The organism is Fimbriimonadia bacterium (genome assembly GCA_039961735.1).
Taxonomy (GTDB): domain Bacteria; phylum Armatimonadota; class Fimbriimonadia; order Fimbriimonadales; family JABRVX01; genus JABRVX01.
The window spans coordinates 21631-32271 of record JABRVX010000047.1 but is presented as its reverse complement, the minus strand read 5'-3'; the positions used below and the strand labels follow the sequence as shown (position 1 = coordinate 32271).

Below are 10641 nucleotides of genomic sequence, written 5' to 3'. Positions count from 1 at the left end.
CGTCGGTGCGCCCCAATCCGGTCCACGCGCAGAAGGGTTCCCATTCGAGGGGGGATAGGGGCGTTGAAATCCGTCATGCTGAGCTTGTCGAAGCATGACGCCGGTCAGCACCGCCCCACCGCACGTGAGGCGGTCGGGCATAATCGCGGCATGAAGCACGTCTGCGCACTCGCGACACTCCTCTGCCTTGCATGCAGCCTCGGATGGGCGGACGGCGACGCCTACCGCCTGCGGATCGGGGATTCGCTCACCGTCCGATACCTTTTCTGCCCCGAGGGCCAGGAGCAGAAGGACCCACCCGAGATGCACCTGACGGTTCCTCCTGGTGGAGTGCTCACGCTGCCGCACGTCGGGCAGGTGCAAGCCGAAGGACGGCCCGTTCTGGAGGTTCAAAACGACGTCGTGGAGCGGCTGCGTCGCCACTTCCCCCTCGCCCAGTGCACGATCCTGTTGACCGGCATTCGGCCCTCGTATTACTCGATCATCGGTGAGGTGAAGCAGGGGGGGCAGTTCGAGTTGCCGCCCGGACTCACCCTGCGTGAAGCGGTCGCGCGTGCCGGTGGGACGCTGCGCCGCCCAGAGCTGCTGCTTGCGAGCGTCTACCGCGACGGCAAGCTGTACAAAGAGTTCGATCTGTTTTCAATCGGAACCGGCGACGACGCCGTCGCGCGTGAGGTGCTCCAGCCCGGCGATGTCGTGAGCATCCAGACCAGGCGTCAGATGCGCGTCTGGCTCGCCGGCCAGTTTCAGCAGCCGGGAGAGCGCGCGGTAGAACAGGGCACGACGTTGCGCCAGGCGCTCGCGGACATGGTTCCGGCGAAGGCCGACCGAGCTGAGCGCCTTATAGTCACCGTCACCAGGCAAGGTGCCGAGGCGCTTCGCACGACACTGTACGACGTGCAGACCGGCCGTGCATCGGAGTTCCCGATGCAAGATGGGGACTTCGTGGCGATGGCCCCCGAGGAGACCAACCGCGTGTGGGTCTTCGGGGTGGTCGAGCAGCCTGGGCAGTACGACCTGCCCGTGGGCTCGACGCTGGTGCAGGCCCTCTCGATGGCGGGCGGTGCCAAGCCGGAAGCCTCTCTGCGAGACGTCCAGGTTCTTCGTGGCAAGGAGACGCTTCGGGTGGACCTGCGCGACCCTAAGCAGATGGAGCAGACGCCTCTGACGATCGCGGAGGGCGACATTGTGCTGGTCCGTGAGAATGCCAGGCGCGTCGCCGTCGTCGGCGAGGTGCGTCAGCCCGGTCTCTTCGTGATGCGCGACGATGTGGAGACCCGGTTGTCCGATGCCCTTGCCCTGGCCGGCGGCCTCACGAAGAGAGGCCCCGCAGCAAGAATCACGCTGATTCGCGTCTCCTCTGACGGCACGGTATCCAGAATCCCGGTAGACTTCTCGAAGTACCTGAAGAGTGCAGACGCGTCGGGGAACCCCCTGATCGTTTCCGGTGACGTCGTGGTGGCAGGAGAGACTCCGCGTATCGAACTCGGTGACGTAGCTAGTGTGCTGCTCGGTGCAGTGGGTCTTTGGGGGTTGATCCGACAATGATTATAGCGGGCGGCACGGCCGACCCGCAGGGATGGGTGATTGCATGGAACGGCAGCAGAGTAGAAGGACCTACGACACTCGCGGCGGATCCCGTGGTGGCATCACCTCCCGCGTGAGATCGCTCTTTGCTCTGGAGCGGGTCGTGCGGATGGGTGCAGACCTCGCCATGCTCTGGGTTTCGCTTTTGGTTGCGTTATTGCTGTGGCCCTACGCTCGCGCAACCGATCCCGTGGTGGAGCTTCCGCTTCGACCATGGGAGTTCGCCTCGGCGTTCTTTGCCCTCGGGGTACTCGGGCTCCTAACGTTCTATCTGAGCGGTTTCTACACCCGAGGCCGAGCGTATCGCAGCCGGTACAAGGTGCTAATAGTCTCGCAGGCGGTCTCCCTCACCTATCTCGAGCTGAGCGGGCTGTGTCTGTTCTTCCCGCAGATCGTGACTGCACCGCGCGCTGCGATCCTGTTGTCATGGGTCGTCTCGCTGGTGCTGCTCGTTGCGGCTAGACTGTGGGCTGCGATTTGGGCGCGCGTGGTGCTCTATGAGCGGTCGCGACAAGCGGTCGAAGTGGCGCCTCCCCAAAAGCACGTGCTGCTCATCGGAGGTGCTGGCTACATCGGCTCGGCCCTGCTGCCGAAGTTGCTGGACAAGGGATACCGTGTCCGCCTGATGGACCTGTTCATCTACGGCGAGGAGTCCATCGCCAAAGTGCGTGAGCACCCGAATCTGGAGGTCGTGCGCGCGGACTTCCGTCAGGTGGATAAGGTCGTATGGGCGATGCGGGACGTGGACGCAGTGATCCACCTCGGTGCCATCGTCGGCGACCCGGCGTGCGAACTGGACGAAGGCTGTACCATCGAGGTCAACCTCAGCGCCACCCGCTTGATCGCGGAGGTGGCCAAGGGGCATGGTGTGGGGCGTTTCATCTTTGCAAGCACATGCTCGGTGTACGGCGCATCGGACGATCTGCTCGACGAGCGCTCGGCCCTGCACCCGTTGTCACTCTACGCTCGTAGCAAGATGGCCTCGGAGCAGGTGTTGCTCAGCATGGCGACCGAATTCTTCCACCCCGTTATTCTGCGGTTCGGGACCATCTTCGGAATGAGCGGGCGGACGCGGTTCGACCTGGTCGTCAATCTCTTGACCGCTAAGGCGGTGGTAGACGGAAAGATTACGGTGTACGGGAGCGACCAGTGGAGACCCTTCCTGCACGTGGACGACGCCGCGCGCTCGCTGCTTTTGGCACTGGAGGCGCCGCTCGATCTGGTGCGCTGCGAGATCTTCAACGTCGGGTGCAACTCCCAGAACTACACCCTCGGGCAACTCGGCGCGGCCATCAACGATCTGGTGCCCACCGCCGAGATGGTGAGCAGCCCTTCGGACCCTAAGGACCGTCGCAACTACCGGGTGGACTTCTGCAAGATCGGGGAGCGGCTCGGCTTCGAGACTCGCTGGAGCCTCGAGGATGGCATTCGCCAGGTGATCCATGTGCTCCGTAGCGGGCAGGTCAAAGACTACCGCGATGCGCAGTACAGCAACGTGAAGTTCCTCTCCGAGGAGTTCGGATTGGAGTCGCTGAAGACACGCAACGGGTGGGAGACGGATATCCTAGGCACCCACGCCGTCGCCGAGGTCGAGACACCCAAAGACTCGCAAGCGCCCCTCGGCCTGGACTAGGAGCCCGGTCGGAGCCGCGTGATATACTGGGTCCGCCCGCCCCTCGGTTCACCCGCACCAAGCAGATGGGGCGAAAGGGAACGGAGGACCTCAGCGTATGAGCATGGAAGCGCCATCGCCGCAACCGAGTTATGCCGAGGATGAGATACTCGGCGCCCTCGGACGGTTGTGGCGCGCGAAGTGGCTGATTCTGATCCTCGCCGTGTTGGTGGGCGCGCTGACGCTCTTGGTCACCTACCTGCTGCCCCCTGTGTGGAAGGCCAAAGCGACCGTGATGCTCCCGCTTCGCTCACCCTCGCCACTGGTCATGACACCCGGCATGGTGGATACCAGCGCGGTAGGCAACGTGCTCGGAGGCCCCTCCCCGCTTCGCATGTTGGCGGCGATGCTGGAGAGCGAAACGGTGCTTCAAGAAGTGACGAAGGCGACCGGCCTCACCCGTAAGAAGCTGCTCGACATCCGCGACGTGGACGACCGCGAGACCGGAAACACTATCACAATCTCGATCCGGCACGGCGATCGCGAGCTGGCGCTGAAGGCGGTGCGAGCGCACCTGGAGGCGCTGCGCAAGTTGACCGTCCAGTTGAACGTTCCGCCGGTAACCTCGGATGCAGGCACGTTACAACAGGCGTTGGACGAGAAGTCTAGAGAGCTAGCCGAAGCCGAAGAGCGCTTGGAGAAGTTCCAGTCTTCGGTGGCAACCGCACCTATAGTCGCCACGCCTAACCAGGCAGGCGGCACCGCGGTGGTGCTTCCCGCAGCGTGGCTCAACCAACTCACGGACGCGCAGGTTGAGTTGAAGCGTATGAACGCGGTGATTGACGGGCACTTGCAGCGCATCGAGAAGCAATCCGGCAAGGCCGTGGAGTTTCCGACCGATATTGCGGCTGCCAAGCCCTGGAGGGACCGCCTCATCGGGCTGGAGTACGAGCTGCGCATGGCGCTGGTTTCGTCCGCTCCGGACTCTCCGCACATCAAGCGCATTCAGGAGCAAATCGGCATCACCCGAGCCGAGCTCGGTGCGCAAGTAACCAAGTACCTGCAGGCGCTGAGGGACGACCTGCTCGACCCCGCGACGGACCTGAAAGGTGAGGGCCTGGCTGACTCGGTAGCATCTCGAGTCGGGCTGGAGGCGCGCATAGAAGCCCTCCGGCGACTCGTTGACCTTGCGCCGAAAGAGGCCAAGGAATACCAGCGTCTGCTGCGCGACGTGACAACGCTCGGGGCAATCGTGCAGCAACTTCGCACCAACCTCGAGATTGTGCGGTTGCAGGTGGAGCGTGATCCGATCCTCTGGCAGGTGATGGACGAGCCGGGCATCTACGACCGACCCGTCAACAAGCGGTATGTGTTCTACCCCGCTCTCGGCGCCCTTGGCGGTGCACTGCTCGGATGCGTGATCGGCCTTGCACGGACCCGGAGGTAGAAGGAAAGCCGCTGCGGCGGTAATGGTCGGTTCCACGTCGAGCGGCGTGCTCGGCGCCCTGCAGACGCTGATCCTGATGCCGCTCTATCTGCGCGAGATCGGTCCGGCACTGTACGGCGCGTGGTGCGGCTCCGGCGACCTTCTCGTGTGGCTGCAGACCTTCGACTTCGGGATCCCCAACATCATGATCCAACGCATCGGCGCAGCGCATGGTAGGCGTGATCAGGCATCCATCGGCGCGTACCTGTGCTCTGGAATGGCGATGGTGGCGGTGGTAGCGGCGACAGCACTTGCGGCAGCCTTCGCTGTGCACCGCTGGGTCCCCGTTTGGATGGGAGCCCATGGGGATGCGGCCCAGACACTGTCTGCTTGCTTTCTCATCGGTGCCGCAGCCGCAGTGATGAATATCCTTAGCCATGGGATACACGGACTGGCGAAGGGGATTCAGCAGACTGGGTTCGTCAACGCAGCACTGGTAGTTGGCACCGCAGTGGGTTTCGGCATTACGGCCGCACTGCTGGTGGGCGGTTGGGGGCTCTATTCGATTGCTTGGGGTGCGGCGACCCGTGCGGGGATTGCGCTGGCGGCCAACTCGTGGTTCGCACTGTCCGTGCTGAATCGCGGGCTGTGGAAGTACTTTCGGCTGCGGGGGGAGCTGTTGCGCGAGATGGCGGTTCTCTCGCCTCCCGTGCTGCTGGCGGGTGTGGGCTACGGCGTGATGAACAACAGCCAGGCAGCCATCGCCGCGATGACGCTCGGCCCGGGTGCGGCCACCGTGCTGACCGTGACGCGACGTGCCATGGACCTCGCACGGTACTTCAGCGATGTGGTGGCGTATGCGGCCTACGGGGGCTTCGCCAGCCTCGTCGCAGACGAGGAGGGCCGAATCCGTGCAATGCGAGTGCGGGCGGAGGTGGTCGCGGTATACATGACCATCACAATGGCTCTCGGAACGGCATGCATGGCAATAAACCCTAGCTTCGTGATGGTGTGGGTCGGGGCGGAGCAGTTCGGTGGTGCCGCTCTGACCATTGTGCTAGCGACCGGGCTCGTGGTGTCCGGGTGGTCCTTCCTGAGCAACTACCTGTACCGCGCAACGGGTAAGCAGGCGGAGGGTGCTTGGATGCTGGTAGGTGAGGCCCTGGTGCGAGTGCCTCTGATGGCGGTTCTCGCCCGCGCGTTCGGGCTGACCGGTCTCGCGGCGGCCTCCATCGGCACCGCAGCGGTCTCCGGCTGGCTCGCCTACCGTGGCACTCTTGCAGCCTCCCACTCTCCGCCTCGGGGAGAGGGTTGGGGTGAGAGGGTACCGAGGCGCACAGTCATGCTGGCCATCTACGGTGCGCTGTGGGTTGCCGGAGCCGTGGTGTGCTCGACTGTGATAGTACCGAGATGGTTCTTCGTCGTGGCTCTCGGGCTCGGGGTGGCAGGTGGATCGCTGCTACTGCTGCGGCATACTGACCCCCTGCTTCATAACATTCCTCTGCTCGGCAAGTCCGCTCCGCCCGAAGAGGTGCAGTTGTGACGCCCGCGCCGACGTGGGCTCGGCTGCTGCCAATCGTGGTGGTGGTGCTCTACCTGACGGGCACAGTCCTACTCTTTGCGTTCGGCCCGTGGCCTTGGCGGGTGCAGAATGCCACCTACCTATACACCCTCGTTGCGTGCATTCACGTTGCGTTGCTGCTAGGATTCGTGCTCGCACTAGTAAGGAGACCAGGCGGATACTGTGCGCGCATCACGCCGGAGTCGCTCGTGCGAGTCAGCGTCGTGGCGAACCTGGTGCTGCTGCCATTCTTGTCCTACTCGCGTTCCGGCTCGTGGGTGCCCGATGTGATCCGAGGCCTTACCGACCCCGGAGGCGCATACCAGGCATCTTTGATGCTCACCGAAGGGCAGGGGAGCGTCGCCATGTACCTGCGGATACTTGTAGCACCGCTATTGTACTTGGCCATTCCTGTCGGCATCTACTACTGGGGGCGAATCGGCTGGGGTCTGCGCCTCGGCGTGATAGCGGTGACACTGTGGACGGTAGCCCTGATGGTAGCTATCGGAATGAGGGCATACATCGCCGATATGCTCATCTTCATTCCATGGCTGCTGCTTGCCGCACATATCTCGGGAGTGACGCGACGCAGCCGAGCGGTGTGGGCAGGCATGATTGGCTTCGGTGTGCTCGCGTGCGCCGCTTTCTTCGCCTACTTCGCGCTGTCCAACGTGGCGCGGGCAGGTGGGAGAGTCGTGGTAGCGGTGGAGCCCCTCTCCTATGAACGTCCGGACGAGGGCAACGCGCTGTTGACGGCAGTGCCCGAGGAGTGGCGACAGGGCGTGCTTGGTGCCACGCTCTACTTCGCGGGAGGCTACTACGTTTTGGACCGGTGTCTCTCGAAGCCGTGGAAGCCCACCTATGGGTTCGGCCACTCGCGCTTTCTGGTGCGCAACGCCGTTCGCTTCTTGCGCTCCGAGGAGTTCGCTCGGCGCCCCTACACCGCGCAGGTGGAGCGCGAAGACGGCATCGACGCGTGGATGTGGTTCTCCACCATCTATCCGTGGATCGCCTCGGATGTCAGCTTTCCCGGAGTGGTGCCGGTCGTGTTCTTGATAGGCTGGGCGTTCGGACTGGCTTGGTCGGACTGCTTGCGAGGAACGAATCCGCTTGCCCCCGCAGCGCTGTCCCTGCTACTAATGGTAGTATTCTGGTTCCCGGCCCTGAACCGTGTGCAAGACGGTGAGGCGATGGTGGCATTCTGGGCGATCCTCGTCGCGTGGCTGTACACTCGACGCGCTGTGCGTGTGGAGGCCGGCGCGTGAAGAGCGATATCGCCATCGCTTTCGTCGGTTCCGTGGTTCCCGACCGACCACGCTACCATAACGCTGCCTTCAGCCGGGCGATCAACCAGTGGCAGGAGAACCTGATCTACGGTTTGCGGCACGCGGGCCTCACGGACATCGAGGTGTTTTCCGCGGAGTGCGTGCCGAGGTTCCCACACTCGAAGCGACTCGTCGTGTGGGGTGGTCGGGATGTGCTAGAGGGCGACGTTCCCGTCAGGTTGTTACCGTTTCTCAACCTGGGAGTGTTCAAGGTGATCACGCCGGGTGTGGCCGCGTTCTTCCGGTTGTTACGATGGGGGGTTCGCAAGCGGCGCAAACGCCGATTAGTGCTCGCAATCAACCTGATGATTCCACCTTGCATACCTACCCTGTGGGCGGCGCGACTTATCGGTGCGAAGACGATGGCATCGGCGAACGACATCTTCGTCCCGGGCGACCTGAAGCCGGATACGCCGCTCTGGCGGGTGAACTGGTGGATCCACGAGCACTACCTACCTAAATTCGACGGGCTAAACGTCGTGAATCCTCACATCGTGAGAGACCTGGCACCCCGTTCGCGGTTCATCCACGTGGACACCGGAGTGCGGGAAGAGTACCTTTCCCTGTTCGAGCCTTCCCTCTCCCCGCCGCAAGGCGCTGCGCACGTCGCGCCAGGTAGTGCCCATCTCCGCGTCGCGGGCCCTGAAGACGATCCCCTCCCGCTTCGCGATGACAGGTTCTCCGCTTTGCTCCAAGAGAAGGGTGGTACGTTCACGATAGCGTTTGCCGGATGGCTGTCCGAGATGAATATGATCTCGACCATCCTGGAAGCGTTTGCCATGTTAGACGACGAAACGTATCGCCTCGAGATTGCTGGCAGTGGAGAGCTGGAGGACGTGGTGCAACACGCAGCCCAGGAAGACGAGAGGATCACTTACCACGGATACCTGCCGTTCGACCAGGTGGTAGCTCTGTACCGTCGTGCGGACCTACTACTCAACCTGGTCCAGAGCGAGTACCGCACCACGCGCTATAGCTTCCCCGGCAAGCTCGCCCAGCTCCTAGCGACAGGGAAGCCCGTAATGACCACCTACACAGAGGACTTGCAGGACGTGACATTCCTCCTGCGGGAAGCACACCCCGCCGCGCTCGCTGATGCCATCCGCTCGGTCCGAGGAACGCCGCACGAGGCTCTAGCCCAGATGGGACAACGAGCGCGCGAGTACGTCCGGCAGAACAAAACATGGGAGGTACATGGTCAAACCTTTCGTGCCTTCATCGAGAGCCTGTTCGAGCCATGAGCGAAGTGTTAGTATTCGCAGACTGGTACCTTCCTGGCTATCGTGCGGGCGGTCCCATCCGGTCAATTGCTCGACTGGTCGAGGCGTTGGGCGACGAGCATCGGTTCTCGATCTTCACGCGCGATAGGGACCTGGGTGACGACGAGCCCTACCCGCAGGTGCCGCACGACGAGTGGTGGGAGCAGGGTCGTAGCCGCATCTACTACGCATCGCCACGCAACCAGGGTATCCGAAGCATTCGCGCTCGGATTCGGGAAGCTAAGCCCGACATCGTCTACCTAAATAGCTTCTTCTCTCGCTTCACCATCCGCGTTCTGTTGCTCCGACGCTTCGGAGTATTAGGTGACACACCCGTGGTGCTGGCTCCGAGGGGGGAGTTCTCTCCGGGCGCACTGGGGCTGAAGGCTCGCAAGAAAGCCCCCTTTCTACGCATCGCGAAGGCGCTTCGCCTCTATGACGGTCTGCTGTGGCACATGAGCACCGATCAGGAAGCCGACCTAGTGCGGGCCAAGATGGGACCGGTGCGGCATGTGGTAGCATCCGACCTTCCGGAGCTGGGTATCGGGGGCCCGGAGCGCTTGCCTCAAAGAGCGCCGAAGCTGCCTGGCCACGCACGATTCGTCTACCTATCTCGCATTCACCCGATGAAGAACCTGCTTTATGCTTTGGAGCGCCTCACGACCATCGAAGACAAGTACCACCTAGCCATCTACGGCCCCGTTGCGGACGTAGAATACATGACACGTTGCATGAACGCGCTCACGGGTCTGCCGATGAATGCCCGCTGGGACTACGCTGGCGTGGTGGCACCGCAGGAGGTGACATCCACGCTGGCGGCGCATCACTTCCTGCTCTTGCCTACCCAGGGCGAAAACTTCGGACACGTTATCATCGAGGCGCTGTGGGCAGGTTGCCCCGTCCTGATCAGCGACCGCACGCCCTGGAGGTCGCTGGGCGATGCGGGGTGGGTGATACCACTGGAAGACCAAACTGCGTGGGGGGATGCCTTGCGCGCCTGTATTGGCATGGACCAAGAGGAGTTCGCCCGACGAAGCGAGGCTGCGGTACGGTTCGCACGAGGGTTCGCCGCATCCACCGACATGGTGGAGGCGAATCGAAAGTTGTTCCACGAAGCTCTTGCCGGGCGTCGGGCGAAGTGAGCAAGTGGCGCTCGGTCGGTGCGGTCGCCGGCTTGCTCTCGCTCGGTGCAGTCTCGGCGGTCGCGGGTTCTAGCCTCACGCTGCTGGCGGGTTTCTGGTTGGGCGTGGCACTCTGCGCGCTACTGCTGGCCGGAAGGGTCGGCCCCGTGCTCGTGATCGCATACCTGAGTGCGCTCTCCGTCACTTTCGTAGTTACCCGACCCGATGCTCCGCTGAGCAGCGCGTCGATCGCGCTCCCCTCCGTTGCAGCACTGGTTGCCGTGGCTTTGGCAGGCGGATCTATGACAGGCCCACCGACGGTGAGAAGGTGGGCGACTGGAATGCTGGCCCTCGGCCTGCTGGTAGCGGCCTTCAGCGGGCCGGTCGGCGGGGCAGGTCGAATGTACGTCTTTTTCACTCAGTGGCTCGGCATGGCTCCCGCCGTTGCCGAGACGCTCGTCTTCTACGTGCGGAAGGGCATGCACATAGGTTTCTATGCGGTACTCGCGGGTGTGGCACTCGGCTTCGCAAGGCTGTTCGATCCGAGACGCGCCGTCATTTTCGCTCTCGCGTGGGCCCTCACCCACGCAACCTTCGACGAGGTCCACCAGACGATGAGCGCGGGGCGGACCGGTGCATCTTGGGATGTTGGGCTGGACATGGTCGGTGCCGCTGTCGGGCTCGTGCTGGGAGTGCGCATCGTTCGCAAGCGCGAACGCACCGCGTGCTGACTCGTACTGGGGTAACCTA

At 63.2% G+C, this 10641-nt stretch carries 8 protein-coding genes; all 8 read left to right on the top strand.

All coding sequences use genetic code 11. The features are described from left to right. The first annotated feature begins 63 nt into the window (after window positions 1-63). The gene (locus HRF45_11275) at window positions 64-1548 is read left to right on the top strand and encodes an SLBB domain-containing protein (GenBank protein MEP0767108.1); all 1485 of its coding nucleotides are present in this window, start codon (window positions 64-66) and stop codon (window positions 1546-1548) included. A 166-nt stretch (window positions 1549-1714) separates the two neighbouring features. Further along, a complete protein-coding gene (locus HRF45_11270; protein MEP0767107.1) occupies window positions 1715-3220 on the top strand; it encodes an NAD-dependent epimerase/dehydratase family protein in 1506 nt (501 codons plus the stop codon). A gap of 97 nt (window positions 3221-3317) precedes the next feature. Beyond that, on the top strand, window positions 3318-4646 hold the full coding sequence (locus HRF45_11265) for a hypothetical protein (protein MEP0767106.1): 1329 nt from the start codon (window positions 3318-3320) through the stop codon (window positions 4644-4646). A gap of 22 nt (window positions 4647-4668) precedes the next feature. After that, a complete protein-coding gene (locus HRF45_11260; GenBank protein MEP0767105.1) occupies window positions 4669-6168 on the top strand; it encodes a polysaccharide biosynthesis C-terminal domain-containing protein in 1500 nt (499 codons plus the stop codon). Further along, window positions 6165-7451 carry a hypothetical protein gene (locus tag HRF45_11255; protein ID MEP0767104.1) on the top strand — a complete coding sequence of 429 codons (1287 nt, stop codon included), beginning with the start codon at window positions 6165-6167 and terminating at the stop codon, window positions 7449-7451. Before HRF45_11260 ends, HRF45_11255 begins: the two co-directional genes overlap by 4 nt. Then, window positions 7448-8752, top strand: coding sequence for a glycosyltransferase (locus HRF45_11250; protein ID MEP0767103.1), 1305 nt, complete (start codon window positions 7448-7450; stop codon window positions 8750-8752). Before HRF45_11255 ends, HRF45_11250 begins: the two co-directional genes overlap by 4 nt. Further along, window positions 8749-9912 (top strand): glycosyltransferase, encoded by a 1164-nt coding sequence (locus HRF45_11245; GenBank protein ID MEP0767102.1) that lies wholly within the window; start codon window positions 8749-8751, stop codon window positions 9910-9912. The genes HRF45_11250 and HRF45_11245 overlap by 4 nt, the downstream gene beginning before the upstream one ends. Next, on the top strand, window positions 9909-10622 hold the full coding sequence (locus tag HRF45_11240; protein MEP0767101.1) for a VanZ family protein: 714 nt from the start codon (window positions 9909-9911) through the stop codon (window positions 10620-10622). The genes HRF45_11245 and HRF45_11240 overlap by 4 nt, the downstream gene beginning before the upstream one ends. The last annotated feature ends 19 nt before the right edge of the window (window positions 10623-10641 follow it).

What these genes read in the sequence shown, in the direction of transcription:
- HRF45_11265 (MEP0767106.1), top strand. Translation starts at nt 3,318, where the DNA reads ATGAGCATGGAAGCGCCATCGCCGCAACCGAGTTATGCCGAGGATGAG.
- HRF45_11260 (MEP0767105.1), top strand. Translation starts at nt 4,669, where the DNA reads ATGGTCGGTTCCACGTCGAGCGGCGTGCTCGGCGCCCTGCAGACGCTG.
- HRF45_11270 (MEP0767107.1), top strand. Translation starts at nt 1,715, where the DNA reads ATGCTCTGGGTTTCGCTTTTGGTTGCGTTATTGCTGTGGCCCTACGCT.
- HRF45_11245 (MEP0767102.1), top strand. Translation starts at nt 8,749, where the DNA reads ATGAGCGAAGTGTTAGTATTCGCAGACTGGTACCTTCCTGGCTATCGT.